21 protein-coding genes, 1 tRNA gene and 2 pseudogenes are annotated in these 16,089 nt (G+C 54.5%); 11 read left to right on the top strand and 13 right to left on the bottom strand.

Annotation, left to right across the window (positions count from 1 at the left end; all coding sequences use genetic code 11):
* Window positions 1-49 precede the first annotated feature (49 nt).
* The 3 genes from GYN01_RS03415 (at window position 50) to GYN01_RS03405 (ending at window position 1,575) form a co-directional block, all read left to right on the top strand.
* Window positions 50-304, top strand: a complete 255-nt coding sequence (locus GYN01_RS03415) for a YkgJ family cysteine cluster protein (protein WP_048362961.1) — start codon at window positions 50-52, stop codon at window positions 302-304.
* A gap of 47 nt (window positions 305-351) precedes the next feature.
* Complete coding sequence (locus tag GYN01_RS03410; protein WP_048400852.1) at window positions 352-960, top strand: START domain-containing protein; 609 nt, start codon at window positions 352-354, stop codon at window positions 958-960.
* 273 nt (window positions 961-1,233) lie between these two features.
* Entirely contained in the window at window positions 1,234-1,575 is a 342-nt protein-coding gene (locus GYN01_RS03405; protein WP_048362963.1) for a ribonuclease E inhibitor RraB, read from the top strand.
* A gap of 188 nt (window positions 1,576-1,763) precedes the next feature.
* Here GYN01_RS03405 and GYN01_RS03400 read toward each other — a convergent pair whose 3' ends face one another.
* On the bottom strand, window positions 1,764-2,573 hold the full coding sequence (locus tag GYN01_RS03400; RefSeq protein ID WP_203306591.1) for a c-type cytochrome: 810 nt from the start codon (window positions 2,571-2,573) through the stop codon (window positions 1,764-1,766).
* On the bottom strand, window positions 2,570-3,022 hold the full coding sequence (locus GYN01_RS03395) for a rhodanese-like domain-containing protein (protein ID WP_048362965.1): 453 nt from the start codon (window positions 3,020-3,022) through the stop codon (window positions 2,570-2,572). Before GYN01_RS03395 ends, GYN01_RS03400 begins: the two co-directional genes overlap by 4 nt.
* Before the next feature lie 601 nt (window positions 3,023-3,623).
* Between GYN01_RS03395 and GYN01_RS03390 the strand changes: the two genes are divergently transcribed.
* On the top strand, window positions 3,624-4,352 hold the full coding sequence (locus GYN01_RS03390; protein WP_048400847.1) for an amidotransferase: 729 nt from the start codon (window positions 3,624-3,626) through the stop codon (window positions 4,350-4,352).
* A 40-nt stretch (window positions 4,353-4,392) separates the two neighbouring features.
* Here GYN01_RS03390 and GYN01_RS03385 read toward each other — a convergent pair whose 3' ends face one another.
* From GYN01_RS03385 to GYN01_RS03375, 3 genes are all read right to left on the bottom strand, one after another.
* Window positions 4,393-5,364 carry a magnesium and cobalt transport protein CorA gene (locus tag GYN01_RS03385; RefSeq protein ID WP_048362967.1) on the bottom strand — a complete coding sequence of 324 codons (972 nt, stop codon included), beginning with the start codon at window positions 5,362-5,364 and terminating at the stop codon, window positions 4,393-4,395.
* A gap of 83 nt (window positions 5,365-5,447) precedes the next feature.
* The gene (locus GYN01_RS03380) at window positions 5,448-6,230 is read right to left on the bottom strand and encodes a lysophospholipid acyltransferase family protein (protein ID WP_048362968.1); all 783 of its coding nucleotides are present in this window, start codon (window positions 6,228-6,230) and stop codon (window positions 5,448-5,450) included.
* A 221-nt stretch (window positions 6,231-6,451) separates the two neighbouring features.
* Entirely contained in the window at window positions 6,452-7,141 is a 690-nt protein-coding gene (locus GYN01_RS03375; protein WP_048400844.1) for a crotonase/enoyl-CoA hydratase family protein, read from the bottom strand.
* A 307-nt stretch (window positions 7,142-7,448) separates the two neighbouring features.
* On the opposite strand from GYN01_RS03375, the gene GYN01_RS03370 reads away from it, so the two are divergent.
* A tRNA-Ser gene (locus GYN01_RS03370) sits at window positions 7,449-7,538 on the top strand.
* Window positions 7,539-7,721: 183 nt separating this feature from the next.
* A pseudogene (locus GYN01_RS22240) lies at window positions 7,722-8,015 on the top strand (DNA adenine methylase); the annotation flags it as partial.
* A gap of 59 nt (window positions 8,016-8,074) precedes the next feature.
* Here the strand turns inward: GYN01_RS22240 and GYN01_RS22630 are convergent.
* Together GYN01_RS22630 and GYN01_RS03365 are read right to left on the bottom strand one after the other, a co-directional pair.
* A pseudogene (locus GYN01_RS22630) lies at window positions 8,075-8,236 on the bottom strand (DUF7683 domain-containing protein); the annotation flags it as partial.
* A gap of 68 nt (window positions 8,237-8,304) precedes the next feature.
* A complete protein-coding gene (locus GYN01_RS03365) occupies window positions 8,305-8,508 on the bottom strand; it encodes a colicin E3/pyocin S6 family cytotoxin (RefSeq protein ID WP_204369774.1) in 204 nt (67 codons plus the stop codon).
* A 382-nt stretch (window positions 8,509-8,890) separates the two neighbouring features.
* Here GYN01_RS03365 and GYN01_RS03360 point away from each other — a divergent pair, with 382 nt between their 5' ends.
* Together GYN01_RS03360 and GYN01_RS03355 are read left to right on the top strand one after the other, a co-directional pair.
* A complete protein-coding gene (locus GYN01_RS03360) occupies window positions 8,891-9,379 on the top strand; it encodes a hypothetical protein (RefSeq protein WP_203306590.1) in 489 nt (162 codons plus the stop codon).
* A 235-nt stretch (window positions 9,380-9,614) separates the two neighbouring features.
* Window positions 9,615-10,154, top strand: a complete 540-nt coding sequence (locus GYN01_RS03355) for a DUF4142 domain-containing protein (RefSeq protein ID WP_048362970.1) — start codon at window positions 9,615-9,617, stop codon at window positions 10,152-10,154.
* 84 nt (window positions 10,155-10,238) lie between these two features.
* Here GYN01_RS03355 and GYN01_RS03350 read toward each other — a convergent pair whose 3' ends face one another.
* The 4 genes from GYN01_RS03350 to GYN01_RS03335 form a co-directional block, all read right to left on the bottom strand.
* A complete protein-coding gene (locus tag GYN01_RS03350; protein ID WP_082149301.1) occupies window positions 10,239-10,541 on the bottom strand; it encodes a hypothetical protein in 303 nt (100 codons plus the stop codon).
* Between the two features lie 121 nt (window positions 10,542-10,662).
* A complete protein-coding gene (locus GYN01_RS03345) occupies window positions 10,663-10,959 on the bottom strand; it encodes a DUF6388 family protein (protein ID WP_048362972.1) in 297 nt (98 codons plus the stop codon).
* 102 nt (window positions 10,960-11,061) lie between these two features.
* Window positions 11,062-12,264, bottom strand: a complete 1,203-nt coding sequence (locus GYN01_RS03340; RefSeq protein WP_048398670.1) for an MFS transporter — start codon at window positions 12,262-12,264, stop codon at window positions 11,062-11,064.
* Window positions 12,265-12,423: 159 nt separating this feature from the next.
* Entirely contained in the window at window positions 12,424-12,744 is a 321-nt protein-coding gene (locus GYN01_RS03335) for an ElaB/YgaM/YqjD family protein (protein ID WP_048362974.1), read from the bottom strand.
* Window positions 12,745-12,921: 177 nt separating this feature from the next.
* Between GYN01_RS03335 and GYN01_RS03330 the strand changes: the two genes are divergently transcribed.
* On the top strand, window positions 12,922-13,176 hold the full coding sequence (locus GYN01_RS03330; protein WP_048362975.1) for a hypothetical protein: 255 nt from the start codon (window positions 12,922-12,924) through the stop codon (window positions 13,174-13,176).
* Between the two features lie 55 nt (window positions 13,177-13,231).
* On the opposite strand, the gene GYN01_RS03325 is transcribed toward GYN01_RS03330, so the two are convergent.
* Complete coding sequence (locus GYN01_RS03325; protein WP_203306589.1) at window positions 13,232-13,714, bottom strand: GreA/GreB family elongation factor; 483 nt, start codon at window positions 13,712-13,714, stop codon at window positions 13,232-13,234.
* Window positions 13,715-13,738: 24 nt separating this feature from the next.
* Complete coding sequence (locus GYN01_RS03320; protein WP_203306588.1) at window positions 13,739-14,140, bottom strand: hypothetical protein; 402 nt, start codon at window positions 14,138-14,140, stop codon at window positions 13,739-13,741.
* A 134-nt stretch (window positions 14,141-14,274) separates the two neighbouring features.
* Between GYN01_RS03320 and earP the strand changes: the two genes are divergently transcribed.
* Together earP and GYN01_RS03310 are read left to right on the top strand one after the other, a co-directional pair.
* Window positions 14,275-15,408: an elongation factor P maturation arginine rhamnosyltransferase EarP gene (earP, locus tag GYN01_RS03315; RefSeq protein ID WP_203306587.1), complete on the top strand. Its 1,134-nt coding sequence runs from the start codon at window positions 14,275-14,277 to the stop codon at window positions 15,406-15,408.
* A 49-nt stretch (window positions 15,409-15,457) separates the two neighbouring features.
* Window positions 15,458-16,030 (top strand): elongation factor P, encoded by a 573-nt coding sequence (locus GYN01_RS03310; protein WP_016780001.1) that lies wholly within the window; start codon window positions 15,458-15,460, stop codon window positions 16,028-16,030.
* Window positions 16,031-16,089: the final 59 nt, after the last annotated feature.

The following is a 16,089-nucleotide window of genomic DNA, read 5'->3' as shown; positions in this document are numbered from 1 at the left end:
ACTATCCCTTGTCATCACCACACTTTGCCCCGAATGAGGAGCTAACGTCATGAATTGCCGTGAAGGCTGTGGCGCTTGCTGTATAGCCCCCTCCATCAGTACCCCGATCCCTGGCATGCCCAATGGCAAACCTGCCGGGGAACGCTGTCTGCACCTTTCTGTCGAAAATCTGTGTGGGTTGTTTGGGCGCCCTGAACGTCCCGCCGTGTGTGGTTCGTTCAAAGCAGACATCGAGGTGTGCGGCAGTAACCGGGAAGAAGCCATCAACCTGATCGGGTGGTGGGAACAGATGACCGCAGCATAGTGTGTTCATGTCCAGTGAACAAACCTTCAACAATAAGGAATAAGACAATGGGTTCGTTGCATCGAGTAGCAATTGCATGTGGTCTGAGCGTGTTGATGGTGAGCGCTGCTCACGCTGAAGACTGGAAAGTGGCGAAGAATGAAGACGGCATCAAAGTGTCGTTGAGCGAGGTGGCTGGCTCGCAATACAAGGCTTACCAGGGTGTGACCACGATCAAGGCGCCGATTGCCAAAGTGCGTGGCTTGCAGGAAGACGTAGCGGGTGCGTGCAAATGGATTCACGAGTGCAAATCCCAAAAGCTGCTTAAAACCGAAGGGGACAAGAGCTGGACTTACACCCAGTTCAATACGCCTTGGCCGGTAACACCGCGTGATTCGATTTTGCTGGTGACTACCTCGCTCGGCAGTGATGGCGCTGTAATGCGTAAGCTTGAAGAAGTCCCGACGTACCTCCCTGAAGAAAAAGGCTTTGTGCGGGTAGCTCAGGTAGAAGGCTTCTGGAAGTTGGTGCCCAAAGGTGCTGATGAAACTGAAGTGACCTATCAGGTTCACACTGAGCCGGGCGGCAGCGTGCCATCCTGGCTGGCCAACAAGTTTGTAGTCGATGCACCGTTCAATACGCTGAAGGCGCTCAAAGAGCGCGCAGAGAAGCAATAAGCCCTCTGTCAAGGCTGGTCTGGCCCCGGGTAGCGCATCTGCTCGGGGTCAGGCGGTTATTTTCCAGGCGCTCGTAAGTTAATCTGAAATAAATCATTAATTTCATATTCCGGCACTTGGCAGATATTGCGCGCCAAGGCTAATCTGCACCCAGACCGGCGAAGTGTTCGACTGGCTCTGATCTTGTTCGCTACATGCTTGCATCCCCGTAACGGCCTGACTGTTGCACCACGGGGAACGTTGAATGTCTATCCATTGCGAGGAGGACGTTTCATGAGCACAGCCCATCAAGAAGACCTCAGCAGCTATGTGCTGCGCCGCATGAAAGAAGGCGGTTTTGATTTTTCACGTATCCATCCTATTGAGTTCTACGCCATCTTCCCGGACGAAGAGCGGGCGCGCCGAGCAGCAGGAAAGTTTTGTGGTGAGTCCCTGAATGCGCAAATCAATGCGCGCGATGATGGCGCCTGGAATCTGGAGCTGAGCAAAGTGATGTATGCCACCTACGGTGGCATTGGTGATTTTGAACAAGACTTCGAAGCGGTGGTTGTACCGCTGGGTGGGATCATAGAAGGCTGGGGCGTTAAGCAGGAGGTGCGTGGCCTGTTGAATTAATCGTCAATCCAACGACTCACGGTCGGCCCTTGGGCTGGCCGTTTTACGTTATGAGCGCCGAAAAAAAGCCACCGCAAGTGGGTGGCTAAAGGGAAGTTCGACAATGGCGGCAAGTATCTGTCGGTTCGTGACGTTCGTGAAATTGCCGATGCCTATGTCGTTGATAGTTAAAACCTTGGGCGCATTATTCATGGCAGCGTCACTTTGCGCATGGCCATGTGCTGTAAGTAACTGAGCAACTGATCCAGCTCGTTTTCGGACAGCACGCGGGTAGAAAATCCGGGCATGCGCGCTTGTGGCCAATGACGCAGGCTTTGTGGGTCACGCACGTAGCGCTTGAGAAAGTCAGCGCCAAAATACTCGGTAGGGTTGTACGGGATGTTCAGGTCGGGGCCAAACTGTGAATCCCCTGCACCGTTCAGGCGATGGCAGGCCAGGCAGTTCTTTTGAAATAAGTTAAAGCCTTGAGTGATCGGTGAGTCAACCGGGAGTGCCGGGTCAGGGCGCATCACCGGGAACCGTTCGGCGACGGGTCGCAGACGTGTAATGCGGGCAACCTGAAAGGGCCATTGTTCAGGGCTGATGTGGCTGGCTTGAGGGTGGGTCCACACCAGGTAAAAAGGCCCGGCGCTGGGCTTGCCTTTGCCCAGTGCGGGCCACGGCTGTTCAGGGTCTTCAATGGCCAGCCAGGCCTTGGCGCCGTTTTGACTCAGCAGCGGGCCGGCGCTGAGTTCAGCCGCAAAGCCATCCAGCGCCACCGCTTGCAGATGGTCTTCAGGTTGGATGCCTTCCAGCAAGGTGGCCACAGGTACTGCGCGATAGATCATGGCGCGCTTGTAAGACACATCGTCATCTATGCGCACTTCTTGCGCGGCCGGATGCTTCAGCAGCTCGGCGGTTTGCCAAGTGCGGCGGGTATCACCCAGCTCCAGGGTGAGTTGGGCGGCGTAAGCAGGCAGGCTGAGCAGGGCGGTAATAAAAAGCGTCAGGCGTTTCAATTGATGGCTGTAATGTCGTCGTCAGTGGCTTCGTCGCCGGGCAGTACATTCTCGGTCAGCGAAACATGGTCAAAAAGCGCGTCGCGCAGTTCTTCATAGTTGCCACCATTTACGACACCAAAATAACCACGCTTGATCAGCGTATCTTCGGCGTCGAGGGCGTGTTGATTGGTGTCACTGTAAATCACGATAGTGTTGTTGGGATCCAGCACAACTTGTCTCAGTTGGTAGGCAAGCCCTTCTGCACTGATGCCCGTGCCGTCTTCGAGTGTCAGGTCGACCTGCAATGAGTTATGCAAGTTGCCTGCGGCGAAATCACTGTTGTTACGCAGATCAAGAATCAGCGCGCCATCTTCGATTTCATCCACTGCCCGGTTCACATCAATGATGCCTGCTTGAGCGGCCCCCCCGCCACAGAGAAGTAGAGCAACTGCCAGCCAATGACGCATAAGGTTCCCTCCCTCCAAACGTGCTTGAAGATTGGCACACAAGTGCCAATCCCGAAAGCAGTGGTCATAAATAAGACGAGGGCCTAATGACAGGGATGCTAGCCGATCACCTTGGTCAGGTTGGGCACAATCAGCAGCAGGGCGGTGGCAAAAAGGATGAGTCCTGCTTGACGAAGTTTGGTGTGTTTGAACATGGCTATCTGCCTTTATTGTTATTAACAAGCAACGATCCTTAGCCGCATGTGTGCTTGTGGGTCAGCAACGCAGCGGTTCACAGGTTTACCTTAGAGCCCGCGTATCGAAGGGCTTAGAACGCTTTCACATCATCTGAGTGCGCAATGTTTCTAAAACGCTATTACGCAGTGAAGGCGCTGCCTGACAGGCCGTTGCTAGACGCAACGGGCATTCAAAGGGTTGGAGTGCTTAGCGACCTACCGTTCGTCAGCGCGTGGGCTGTGCAGCGTTTTCATTCAGTTCTGTGTACACAAAGCGTAAGGCTTACATGAAACCCGGTGTTCAGTGCTTGCCTTGAATTACGCTTTCAAGGCAGGCTCTAGCCCATTGCTGTGATCATTTCGTCTTCATCGTGCCAGGTACTTTTATGTCGCTACACATTTGCATTCTGGAAACCGACGTTCTGCGCCCTGAGTTTGTTGATCAATACCAGGGCTATGGGCAGATGTTCAAACAACTGTTCACCCAGCAGCCTATCGCCGCGCAATTCAGCGTCTTTAACGTGATGAACGGTCAATACCCGTCTGATGACCAGACCTACGATGCTTATCTGGTAACGGGGAGCAAGGCGGACTCGTTTGGCACAGACCCGTGGATTGAAACCCTCAAAAGCTACCTGCTCACACGGTATGAGCGTGGCGACAAGTTGATTGGTGTGTGTTTTGGTCACCAGTTGCTGGCGCTGTTACTGGGCGGCAAAAGTGAGCGCGCGACCCAGGGCTGGGGGGTTGGCACTCACCAATACAAATTGGCCGCCAAGGCGCCGTGGATGAGTCCGGCAGTCGAAGACCTGACGCTGCTGATCAGTCATCAGGATCAGGTCACGGCCCTGCCTGAAAACGCCACGGTTATTGCTTCAAGTGACTTTTGTCCGTTTGCGGCCTATCACATCAATGATCAAGTGCTGTGCTTTCAAGGTCATCCGGAGTTCATTCACGATTACTCGCGTGCATTGTTAGACCTGCGCCAGGAACATTTGGGGGCGCAAATCTACGGCACAGGCATTGCCAGTCTTGAAAAGGCCCATCACGGTCAAACGGTGGCAGAGTGGATGATGCGTTTCGTTGCGCACAAGCCTGAAACGCAAGTCGTTTAAGCGTCAAGGATTTGCGGGCAGGCGCAGACTGCCCGCATGCTTACAGCCAGCCAGAGCGCTTGAAACTGGCCCACAACCCTGTGACCCCAATGCCAATAAAGCCCAGAACGCCGAAGTAGCCGTAATGCCAACTCAGCTCTGGCATGTTTTGGAAGTTCATCCCGTAAATCCCTGCAACAGCCGTAGGAAAGGCCAGAATGGCCGCCCAGGCGGCGAACTTGCGCTGCACAGTACTTTGGCGCGACGACTCCAGCAGCACCACCACTTCAATGGTCTGACTCGCGATGTCGCGCAGTGTCGAGAGGTCTTCCATCTGGCGGGTGACGTGAATCTGCACATCTCGAAAGTAGGGGCGCATGTTCTTGTCGATAAAGGGAAAGGTCAAGCGTTGCAGTTCTTCGCTGATCTCAACCATCGGGGCTACATAGCGGCGCAAGCGCAGTACATCGCGGCGCAAGCTGTGCAAGTGCACGATGTCGGCTTCTTTGAGCGAGTTGCCCATGATGCTTTTTTCCAGCGCATCGATTTCGGCGTGGATGGCTTCGCTCACCGGTTGATAGCTTTCGGTGACGAAGTCGAGCAAGGCATACAAGACAAAGTCTTCGCCATGATCGAGTAGCAAGGGCCTGGCTTCGCAACGCTGGCGCACGGCTTTGTAAGAGGCTGAGTGCCCGTTGCGGCTGGTAATGATGTAGCCATTGCCGGCAAAAATATGGGTTTCGACAAACTCCAGCTTGCCCTCGTGACGAATCGGCGAATAGATCACGATAAACAGCGCGTCGCCAAAGGTCTCCAGTTTGGGCCGGCTGTGTTGCTCAAGGGCATCTTCAATGGCCAGTTCATGCAAATTGAACTGGCGTTGCAGGTTGCTGATCTCTTGCGCGTCGGGCTGCTCCAGACCAATCCAGACGAAGTGTCCGGGCTTTTTCGCCCAGTCGCTGCCTTCGTCCAGCGTGATGTCAGTGATTTTTTTGCCAGCGGAATAGACCGCCGCAGCAACAACTCTCCCCATAGTTCTAATCGCTTCTTCTTCAAAGGGTTAGGGCACGAAGGTGCAGCTTAGCGTGCAATGTCATCCTTTGAGTCAACAAACCTTCAGACGTTCGGGTTGGAGGCAGCGCCCTTGCTGTCGGTCAAGGTTGGCGTGGCGTGCTTTTGCCCGGCCAGCACTTCACGGTCCATTGCCTCAATGCAGGCGCGCATTTGCTCGCGGCACTGCTCCATCAACGCAGGCATGTCGTCCAGTGTTAAGCCCACTGTCGGGATGGCAGGTAAGGAGCGAATAAGGATGTCGGCACTGTGCCAGCGATTGAGCTTCAGGTGCTGGCTATAAGTGCTGGCGCAGACCGGCACGATAGGCACGCCCGCAGTAATGGCCATTTGGAATGCGCCTTTTTTAAACGCCAGTAATTCTTTACCTAAATTGCGTGTGCCCTCTGGGAATACCCAGATCGACGTGTCCTTTTGTTGCAAGGTACGGGTCGTGGTCAGCATTGACTTGCGGGCTTTATCAGCATTGCCGCGATCTATCAGCACGTTGCCGGCCAGCCAGAACAATTGACCGAATAGCGGGACCCACTTCAGGCTTTTTTTGCCGATGCACACCGTGCGACGCGGCACGACGTTGCCGAACACGAATAGATCGTAATTGGACTGATGGTTGGCAATGATTACGCAGCTTTGCGGTTTATCCATCAATGGGCCGACTTCAGTCTTCAGTTTATAGCCCAGGATCCATCTGGACGGCAGCGCATAGAGGCGCGCGCAAAGACGACTGTTGTCAGGGTTGAAAGGTCGGCACAGGCCCAGCAGCACTCCCAGTACTCCGGCGGTCATAAAATGCAGACTCATCAACAGCATACGAAACGAAAGTAGCATTTACAGGCTCGTCAACACAAAAGGTGGCGCAGTGTACGGACGTGCACTGTATTCGGCAATTACTCCGATACACACAGGAGATGACTGATGTTTAAGCGCATGTTTCAGCGGGGCGATAAGGGGCGCGACAGAGCGGCTTTGCTGGAATCAACAGGCCAGGCAGGGGAGGTGAGCGACAGAGCTTGCGACCCGACTGCACAGGCAGTCGGCTCGCAAGAGGTTCAACCCATATGGTCTTGATCAAGGGTGATGGCAGCTTCCAGAGTATCCAGCAATGCCTTGCGCACTTTGAGCTTGGTGTTCTTGTGCGCTTTCATATTGATCTTCTTCAATTGGCGTGCAGCCTCAAGCGCTGCGCCGTGCAGCTCTTGCGGCTGAACCACTTTGTCGAGGAAGCCTGCGTCCACTGCGCTTTGCGGGTTAAACATCTCGCCGTTGATCACCGAACGATGGAAGGCCGACTTGCGCAGGCGATCGCGGGCCAGCTCAATACCGGCGTGGTGCATGGTCATGCCGATCTGCACTTCGTTGAGGCCGATGCTGAAGGGGCCATCGACACCGATCCTGTAATCGACCGACAACAGCAAAAAGGCACCCTTGGCGACCGCATGCCCGGAGCAAGCCACAATCACCGGGAAAGGATGTGCCAACAGGCGACGTGCCAGCGTCGAGCCTTGAGTCACCAGATCAACCGCCTGCTGAGGGCCTGCCGTCATCACCTTCAAGTCATAACCGCCGGAGAGAATGCCCGGTTGCCCGGTAATAATCACCACGGCGCGATCTTGTTCCGCTTGATCCAGCGCGGCATTAAAGGCGGTGATTACATCCGGTGAAATCGCATTCACCTTGCCATTGCACAAAGTCAGCGTGGCGATACCGTCTTCCAGGTGGTAGGCAATCAAGTCACTCATGGCGTCATTCCTTGTATTGAAGTGGAGCAGACGTTACCCAGCCCCACGGCACAGGTAAAGCGCTGTGACTGACTGGTGAGTCAGCTGATCGCGGCGCATCTTCTATATAGACGCTGGCGCAGCGGCGTATGGCGCCAACCAAGGCGTGGTGCAGGGGCCGACAATTGGCCGGTTTGCCCCCCTGCAAGAGGCCAGTCATCAGCAAATCGCGTAAGCACATGAAAATTCTGAAAAAAAGATTTGTCATATCGAAAGGTTTCGACTACATTAGCGCGCCTCGACAGACAGAACATGTTTGAAGAGATACGGTGAAGTGTCCGAGTGGCTTAAGGAGCACGCCTGGAAAGTGTGTATACAAGAAATTGTATCGAGAGTTCGAATCTCTCCTTCACCGCCACATTAAGTAAACACAAACCCCTGATTTTCCTAGAGAAAGTCGGGGGGTTGTGGTTTCTGGCATCTGGAAAAAGGGGGATGTGAATACGGTAGGCAATTTGAACCATGCCTCCCGCTGGGAAAGACGCCGGTAGCCACGCACTGTTGAATCCGGAATGAAGATATCAATGGCTGAGTAGGTGCACGGCCACATACTTTCCATGACATGAACCCTCCTTATTGGTAGACAGCTGGCTATGGAGCGGACTTTGCGCTTGATAACTATGAACGGATGCCCGACTTCATGTGCCGCTGCAAAGGCAAGGTGATGGTCAGCATTAATTATCACCCAGATATGCGGCGGGGATGTGAGGGGTGTCATTTTTAGAGGGTGGATATTCGTTATAGCGCTGCGAATCAGCCGCAGGGGAAGGCAGAGGTTAGCGGTGAGGTGGTGATTATGAATTGGACGCCGGAAGCGCTGGGAATGTTGTTTTGATGTGAGGGTGTCGCGGGTATGAGTTCGTACCCGCTACGAAGATCATCAGAGGCCTTATTTTAGCTCATGTTACAAGTGAGTTGAAATATGTGTTTGTCATCGTTGAAATGCTTACCTGTCAATGCCTCGATGCTAGATAGTTGGGAGCTGTTAAGGTTGAAGCCCTCATCACCTCGCTGTAGAGATGACCCGTTTATGATTTTGGCTAGTTGGGCTTCGCAGCCATCTGGTAGAACACCTTAAAAATCTTGAAATTCGCTCTCTTTATGGAATGCTTCGACGATAAATTTCAGGGTTCTACCTTTCTGTGTTTATCAGCATCTTTAGTTTGTTCACCTGTTTCGTGATTAAACGCCCCAAGATGTTTTCCCCACTTGTTGTATTTCTCAACAGCGCCATGCTGGCTATCCCACTCAACAATAGTGCCATCTCTTGTCTTCCATCTTTTCCGTAGTCCCCCTCCGCCCTGTGTCGATGTTTTACGCGGGGTAATATTCCACTTCGCCTGCGCGATAAGGTTTCCGGTTCAGTAGGCGCTGCTGCATAGGGCGGTGTGGTGCTGTTTACTTGCGAGGCAAGTGTGTTCGGTTCATGGGGCTTCATGGTTTACAGCCACGGGTTGGTTTGAGTTGCCAGCTGAGTGTGTCAGCGGGCCGATGTACGCCGGAACTGGGGCGGCTCTTGTCGATTTCCTACACCAGTAAATATCGAATGATTACTTGGATTTAAAGTATTCCCTGCAATGTTTAGTGTTTTATCCAGAATGCTTTTCAGTTCATCAAGAAGCTTCCTGTGCCAAAAAGACGACTATTACTAATGAGTAACGGCGCACCGTGCTAACACGTGCGCTAATTAAGTCATTAAGAGGATTAGAGATGATAGACAATGTCAAGAAAAAAATCGCTGTTATGTCGCTGATGTTCGTGTCTGTGGCAGCCATCAGCAACGCTCGGGCGAACGATGTGACGACGATCAGTTTCGAAGTTGTTAACGATACGTCAAGTGCACTAATTATGAATTCATCGAGCTGGGACAGGTCGTTAGCGGCGCCAGGTTATTTTGATGTAGGCCCCTTGAGTGAGCATTCTTTTGCCGCGAATTATTCGACCAATTTCACTTACCCAAGCAAGAAGCCGCGTTATCTGCGAGAGACTCTTTCATATACCAACGGTGAGCAGGAGTGTACTTATAGCGTGGTGCTGAAGGTTGTTCAGTCCTTTGGAGTATTCAGCCCGACTCTCAGTGCAACGCGCGAGGTTTATGCAGCATCCACCGGTACTAAAGAGGCTCATTGTTATGCTGAAGTTGTTGAGTATGACGACTCATCGCCTTTCGATTTTAGTGTCGAATACCGCATTAGTTAACCCTTACGTTGCGGCGTTTTTTCAACGTTGCTACCTATCAATCAGGAGTGCCTCTATATATTTATCTACGCCCCTGGCAAATAGTCAGTTTTAGATTGGGCGGCGTGAAGTGTGAAAAGCGGATGCAAAAGTGTTCGATACCATTCGTCGCCCTTGTGAGGTTTTTCTAAACCTTTGCCACCACACGCCTTCAGATTCTGTGCAGGGCAAAACCTGCCTTTTTTTGGAGGATGTTATGACTACCCCGTGTGCCCCTAAACGTTTTGTCGCTGGCTGCGCAGTGGTTTATGCCGTTTTCATGGCCGGTTCTGCTGCGGCTGCAAGCCCGGCCGAGTTTGTTGACGAGGCGTCTGCGGCTGGGATTGCAGAGATTGAAAACAGCCGTATGGCGATTCAGAAAACCACCTCTGTGGACATCAATAGCTACGCCGTAGAAGTCATTAGGGATCATACCGATGCCAATCGCGATTTGAAGGAAATCGCCCATAAACAAGGGTGGGCCTTGGCGACTGAAGAGGACATGTTGAGCAAGGTGAAGAACATGATGCTTCAAGTGCAAGAGGGCGCGTCCTTTGATGTGGCCTATGCGGCTAATCAAGTCACCACTCATGAGGATGCAATCGCCCTGTTTAAGCAAGAGGCGCAACAGTCTAAATCTGCGGAGTTGAAAGCGTTTGCCCAAAAGTATTTGCCGAAACTGGAAATGCACCTGGAAATGGCCAAAAAGCTCGCGGCGGCTCACCAAAAAGGTGACGCCGCAACGCTCCAGAAATGAATCTCAGTGCTGCGCGGGTGTGTGATAAAAGCCAGCGTCCAGTGCTTTACCAGCCTGCCTAAGGCTCGGCCGGGCCTGATGGGGTCAGGGGCGTGGATGTGGGCTTGGATCATCGCCCACTGGGCCATTTCCGTCGGTATTCATACCGCCCTGGCGGCCAGGGTCATTGCCCTGAATCCTGGGGTCAACTGAAGGATGGGTAGGCGTATCGGCATCGTTATGGATTTTGGAATCCTGATTGATGCTGGGTTCAACCCCTTGAGTTGCAGGCGGGTTGACGGGATTTTCGGGGATGGTCGGTCCCGTTGAAGACGGTGCGGCATACGAACTGGCGGATAAAATGCCTAGCGCGGCGGCGAAAGAGAGGTGTTTGAGCAGCGTCATCATGAGGTCAGCTCCAAGGTGGGCGAGGACTACATGATGTTGGTGTGTGCGTGTTATCGATTGGTGCCACTCAAGTGACGAACGGTTGGCTGACAACCGTTGCGTCACTCAATGCGCGCGCCACTCACACCGCGATGTCGTTGAATCCGCAGTATTCTTCCCAGCTCATGTCCAGTGCTTCAGCCGCCTCTTGATGAACCTCCCGGCGCATGGCTGCGAGTTCTTCAGGTGAGCGTGCAATCAGCTCCAGCGCCAGTTCCCACGTGTCCAGTCCGCGGCTTTGTGCTTCATCTTCAAATGCCCAGAGGATTTGCTGTTGCCGGTCTTCGTGGCTCAGTTCCTTCATTTCTTCGATTAAGTGCGGGTGCGCCTTGATGAATGTGTCCAGGGCGAGTTCGTTGCGCGATTCTTTAGGGATCATTCGTTATCTCGGAGCTATAAGAGGGTCTGCGCGGGCAGGTTATTTTCAGGGGGAATGCATCCTAGCGACTAAGCCAAGTGATGAGAAGTGCTGTAACACTCTCTAGTCGACGGGTTGCAGCTTGCTTTCGCGTTGCAAGGCGTAACCCCAGACAGCCAGGGTTAATGTGGCGATGACGGCCCCGACGAGCACGATGCCATCCCACCCATAGATCGGATAGGTTTGCGCACCCACCAGTGAACCCAGCGCGCCACCGATGAAATAACAGGTGATGTAACCGGCATTGAGGCGATTACGCGCAGCAGGACGGACTTGAAACACCGCATTCTGATTGCTGACGTGAACCAGTTGCACGGCAAAATCCAATGCCAGCACGCCGATCAACAAGGCGGTCAACGAGGTGCCGGCAAACGCCATCGGTAGCCAGCAAGCAAGCAGGACCAGCAAGCCGACGGTGGTGGCCTGCTGCCCTTTGCCTCGGTCAGCCATGCGTCCGGCCCAGCTGGCCGCCAGTGCGCCGACGGCACCGGCCAGGCCGAACAAGCCGATCACGGCGTCTGAGTAGCTATAAGGTGGCACCGCCAGCAGAAAAGCCAGCGGGGTCCAGAACAAGGCAAACAGCGAGAACGTCAATAAACCCAATGCGGCTCTCAGGCGCAGCACTGGCTCTTCGACGAACAGGCGAAACACCGACCCCAGCAATTTCGGGTAGCTCAAGCCCGCACTGTGGTGATGGCTGGGCAGGGCGACAAACAAAGCGATGGCGCTGATAAACATCAGTGCTGCCGCCAGCAAGTAGATAGTTCGCCAATCACCCGCCGAGGACAACGCCCCCGCAACCGTTCGCGCGAGCAAAATCCCCAGCAGCAGGCCACTCATCAAGGTGCCTACTACGCGCCCGCGACTTTGCGGATCTGTCAGGCTGGCCCCCATGGTTACCAGTATTTGAGCTGACACTGAAAACAGTCCCGTCATCGCCGTGCCCAGTAACAGCCAGGTCAACGAAGGAGAAAATGCGCTTAAAAGAAGCCCCAGCGCACTGAGTACCGTCATGATCACAATGAGCCGGCGTTGCTCGAACAAGTCCCCCAGTGGTACTAGCAACAAAAGGCCTGCGCCGTAGCTCAGCTGCGCGGTAATGACCACGGAGCCAACGCCGCTCATGCTCAAGCCCATGTGTTGGGCGATGGTGTGAAGCAACGGTTGCGCGTAGTAGTTGCTGGCAACCGCCAGGCCGGTGGCGGTCGCCATCAGCAGAATCAGGGCGGTACTTAAGGGCTTGGCGGCAGCAGTTGAGGCTGACATTGACTGTCTCGAAGGCGTTGGGAGTGGCGTGAAGTATCGGGACTGTCGGGCGTCAATGTCACTGAGTATGTCGAAAAAAATAACGGCTCAAACAACAAAGCCCCTCGCCAGGGAGGCGAAGGGCTGTGCAGGTGCAGCGCTGTCGGACTACAAAGCTGATTAGTTGCGGCGCCCCAGTAACAGGCCAACCACCAGGCCAAAGCCTGCCGAAATCGCCACGGTCTGCCATGGATGACCACCGATGTAATTTTCTGTGGCGTCCACGACGGGCTTGGTGCGCTCGCGCACATTGCTCACCGAATCCAGCGCCTGTTTAAGTTTCAGGCCAACTTGCGCACGCAGGGTCTCACCCTCTTCGCCGACCAGTGACGCACTGTCTTTAAGCAGCTTTTCCGATTCGGCAATCAGGTCTTGCAGCTCACTGAAAGCCTGGTCTTTGATTTGGTCTTCAGCGGCGTGTACGGCGTTTTTTCGAGCCATTGCGGTACTCCTTGCAGGTGAAAGGGTGATGAGTAATGGAGTCAGTCCCGTACTGAAAAGTTGCATCTGTTTTCGCACGGGGTGCGGTACTAGGGTGACAGCGTAGTTAAAAACCAGGCTGAGACACTTCTTTTGACGGTGTAAGATGTAGCCCAATTTACGCCGCAGGAAAATCTCATGAGCTTCAACCTCGCCAATAAGTCTCTCGCTGAGCGTGCTGCGCTTGAAGATGAAAAGTCCCGTCTGTTTGATCTTTGGCAGAGCAATCTGGGCAAGGCCAAAGGGGATGCGGCGCGTTTGTTTGGTGAGCGCTCCAAGCGCAAGGGCAAGTGGGCTGAATGGGTGCGCTCGGAACTGGACGCGATGTCACCGCCGGAGTACGCCAACATGGTGCGCAGTGAAGTGAACCGTCTGATGGCGGCTGCCAAGTAAGTCGCAGCGAGTAGCCCCGCAGGCGCAATCCGGCTCGCGATCCAGCGCAGCCCGTCTATTCAATCGTGCAGACGCTGAAGTATTGCGCTGTAGCGCCCACGGTGATCTGCACGTCATCGTCCACCTGTTTGCCCAGCAGCGCTGTGCCTAGCGGTGAACGCGGGGTGATAACCGTCACGGTTTGCCCTTCAACACAGAGTGTGAGGCCGGCGGCATCAGGCGCCAGAAATAGATGCTGCGTATTGCCGTTTTCGGCTTCCAGGTTGACCAGTGCGCCGACCTGAATCCCGCGCGCCGCATTGAACGGCTCTAGCGCCATTGTCCGACAGCTTTTCAGCGACTGGCGGATCTGCTCAACCCTGCGCGCTTGCCCCGTCGCCAGATACGAGGCTTCCAGGCCCAGCGTGTCGTATTTGTTTTCCGCGACATTCTCTTCGTGCGTGGCGGCTTCATAAGCCGTTTGAGCGGCGCGCTGGAGTACGTCGAGGTCCACCTCAAGCTTTTCCAGTAGCAGGCGGTGCACAAGAGTCTTGTTCATAAGGGAGGTGTTTTATGTCTGAGGTTAATTGCAAAAGCGCAGCACATTAGCCCGGCTTTTATCGGTTGGGGCATTTTGGTCTTGCTGTAACCAAAACTGGCACGTTGGGTTGGACAGGTTGCGATAGTTGCTGCGCGCTTGGTCGAGACGTTGCTGTTGCTCGCTTTGATAAAGACTCTGCTGGTACTGCTCAAACATCACATTGCTGGCTTCAGGCGTTGGAACGGGCGGTTGCGGTTGGATGATTTGGCGCAGGTCGTTGACCACTGGCGCCAGAGGGGCAGGCCCGAGCGTGCGATAAAGTAGCCAGCCGGTCAGCGCAATCGCCATGCAGCCTAGCCAAAGGCCAGCGGCGATACAGCCGATCAACGACAGCGGGCTTAACCTGACAGACAATCGACGGCGAGCAATCGGACGAGCGGGCATGACAGCCTCCTGACAGGCGCGAATGGATGAGAGCGGCGATTGTCGCACGACTCCCGAGCAGATTAATCCGCGTCAGCGCTTCTGTATCGACTGTTTTATGCGGACAATCCGCCTTTTGAGCGTTGGAGCCCGGAATGAAAGCCTCCTGGGATATTTTTTGCAGTGTGGTCGATAACTACGGCGACATTGGTGTGACCTGGCGGCTGGCCCGGCAATTGGTTGCTGAACATGACGTGGCCGTGCGGTTGTGGGTCGACGACTTGCAGGCGTTTGTCGCGCTTTGTCCCGAGGCAGACGCCACGGCAACCCAACAATGGCGCCAAGGGGTTGAGGTGCATCTGTGGCCGCAGGAGTGGGAGGCGGCGCAGGTGGCTGATGTCGTCATCGAAGCCTTTGCCTGCAAACTGCCAGAGGCTTATCTGCTGGCCATGAAAGCCCGGGCTGTGCCTGCGCTGTGGATCAACCTTGAGTATTTAAGCGCCGAAGACTGGGTGACCGGTTGTCACGGATTACCCTCGCTGCGGCCTGACGGGCTCAAGCGCATGTTCTTCTTTCCCGGCTTTGAGAAAGGCACGGGGGGCCTGTTGCGAGAAGCGGATCTGATTGCCCGACGCCAGGCGTTTGAGCGTGATCCGCAGGCACGACGTGCTTTTTTGCAGGCGCTGGGGGTGTATGCGTTAGACGGTGCGCGCCTGATTTCGCTCTTTGCTTACGAAAACACCGGGCTGGCCAGCTGGCTGGAGGCGATGGCTGCGGGCGCTCGACCCACGCATTTATTGGTGCCGCAAGGTCGCATCATGGGGGACTTATTGCGCTGGCTGGGTGTTGATCAATTGCCACTTGGAACGGTTGAGCAGCGGGGTCAACTGAGCGTTCAAGCTCTGCCGTTCGTCCGGCAAGAGGATTACGATCGCCTGTTATGGAGTTGTGACTTCAATGCCGTGCGTGGCGAGGATTCATTTGTGCGGGCGCAATGGGCGGGCCGTCCGCTGCTGTGGCACATCTATAAGCAAGAAGAGGACGCGCACTGGATCAAGCTCAAGGCGTTTTTGGCGTTGTACGTCAAAGACTTGTCCGTGCCTGCCGCGCAGGCGTTCACCGAGCTGTGTCTGGCCTGGAATGCTGGCGCTGACATGGCGCACAGCTGGAATGCCGTGCTTGAACACTGGCCTGAAATCACCGCGCACAGCGAGCGCTGGTGCTTGCAACAGGCAATGCAGGCTGATCTTGCGCAAGCGCTGGTACTGTTTTATAGAAATTGGATATGATACGCGGCCTAGATTTTTGTAAATCTCAATCCAAATTCGGATACTCGCAATGAAAACTGGTAAAGAGCTTAAACCCGGCACCGTCATCAAGCTCGAAAACGACCCTTGGTTGGTTCAGAAAGCTGAATTCACCAAGTCGGGCCGTAACAGCGCGATCATGAAGACCAAGCTGAAGAACCTGCTGACCGGCTACAAAACTGAAATCGTTTACAGCGCTGATGACAAGCTGGAAGACGTGATCCTGGATCGCAAAGAAGCGACCCTGTCGTTCATCTCCGGCGACACCTACACGTTCATGGACACCACTGACTACACCATGTACGAGCTGAACGCTGAAGACATCGAAGCCGTTCTGCCTTTCGTTGAAGAAGGCATGACCGATGTTTGCGAAGCCATCTTCTTTGAAGACCGCCTGGTTTCCGTAGAGCTGCCGACCACCATCGTGCGTCAGGTTGACTACACCGAAGGTTCCGCGCGCGGCGACACTTCGGGCAAGGTGATGAAGCCTGCCAAACTGAAAAACGGTACCGAGCTGAGCGTTGCAGATTTCGTTGAAATCGGCGACTGGATCGAGATCGACACCCGTGACGGTGGCTCCTACAAGGGCCGCGCCAAGGTTTAAACCTTGCGTTAACCGCACCACAAAAGAACCCGGCCTTATGGTCGGGTTTTTTTTGCTCG

Origin of the sequence: Pseudomonas weihenstephanensis (genome assembly GCF_016812185.1) — a bacterium.
GTDB classification, from domain to species: Bacteria; Pseudomonadota; Gammaproteobacteria; order Pseudomonadales; family Pseudomonadaceae; genus Aquipseudomonas; species Aquipseudomonas weihenstephanensis.
The sequence above is the reverse complement of the archived record's forward strand: the minus strand, read 5'-3'. Positions and strand labels throughout refer to the sequence as shown.

Bases quoted from the DNA above. Each gene is read 5' to 3' on its own strand.
- GYN01_RS03415 (WP_048362961.1), top strand. From the start codon at position 50: ATGAATTGCCGTGAAGGCTGTGGCGCTTGCTGTATAGCCCCCTCCATC.
- GYN01_RS03410 (WP_048400852.1), top strand. From the start codon at position 352: ATGGGTTCGTTGCATCGAGTAGCAATTGCATGTGGTCTGAGCGTGTTG.
- GYN01_RS03405 (WP_048362963.1), top strand. From the start codon at position 1,234: ATGAGCACAGCCCATCAAGAAGACCTCAGCAGCTATGTGCTGCGCCGC.
- GYN01_RS03395 (WP_048362965.1), bottom strand. From the start codon at position 3,022: ATGCGTCATTGGCTGGCAGTTGCTCTACTTCTCTGTGGCGGGGGGGCC.
- GYN01_RS03390 (WP_048400847.1), top strand. From the start codon at position 3,624: ATGTCGCTACACATTTGCATTCTGGAAACCGACGTTCTGCGCCCTGAG.
- GYN01_RS03385 (WP_048362967.1), bottom strand. From the start codon at position 5,364: ATGGGGAGAGTTGTTGCTGCGGCGGTCTATTCCGCTGGCAAAAAAATC.
- GYN01_RS03380 (WP_048362968.1), bottom strand. From the start codon at position 6,230: ATGCTACTTTCGTTTCGTATGCTGTTGATGAGTCTGCATTTTATGACC.
- GYN01_RS03375 (WP_048400844.1), bottom strand. From the start codon at position 7,141: ATGAGTGACTTGATTGCCTACCACCTGGAAGACGGTATCGCCACGCTG.
- GYN01_RS03360 (WP_203306590.1), top strand. From the start codon at position 8,891: ATGATAGACAATGTCAAGAAAAAAATCGCTGTTATGTCGCTGATGTTC.
- GYN01_RS03355 (WP_048362970.1), top strand. From the start codon at position 9,615: ATGACTACCCCGTGTGCCCCTAAACGTTTTGTCGCTGGCTGCGCAGTG.
- GYN01_RS03350 (WP_082149301.1), bottom strand. From the start codon at position 10,541: ATGATGACGCTGCTCAAACACCTCTCTTTCGCCGCCGCGCTAGGCATT.
- GYN01_RS03345 (WP_048362972.1), bottom strand. From the start codon at position 10,959: ATGATCCCTAAAGAATCGCGCAACGAACTCGCCCTGGACACATTCATC.
- GYN01_RS03340 (WP_048398670.1), bottom strand. From the start codon at position 12,264: ATGTCAGCCTCAACTGCTGCCGCCAAGCCCTTAAGTACCGCCCTGATT.
- GYN01_RS03335 (WP_048362974.1), bottom strand. From the start codon at position 12,744: ATGGCTCGAAAAAACGCCGTACACGCCGCTGAAGACCAAATCAAAGAC.
- GYN01_RS03330 (WP_048362975.1), top strand. From the start codon at position 12,922: ATGAGCTTCAACCTCGCCAATAAGTCTCTCGCTGAGCGTGCTGCGCTT.
- GYN01_RS03325 (WP_203306589.1), bottom strand. From the start codon at position 13,714: ATGAACAAGACTCTTGTGCACCGCCTGCTACTGGAAAAGCTTGAGGTG.
- GYN01_RS03320 (WP_203306588.1), bottom strand. From the start codon at position 14,140: ATGCCCGCTCGTCCGATTGCTCGCCGTCGATTGTCTGTCAGGTTAAGC.
- earP (WP_203306587.1), top strand. From the start codon at position 14,275: ATGAAAGCCTCCTGGGATATTTTTTGCAGTGTGGTCGATAACTACGGC.
- GYN01_RS03310 (WP_016780001.1), top strand. From the start codon at position 15,458: ATGAAAACTGGTAAAGAGCTTAAACCCGGCACCGTCATCAAGCTCGAA.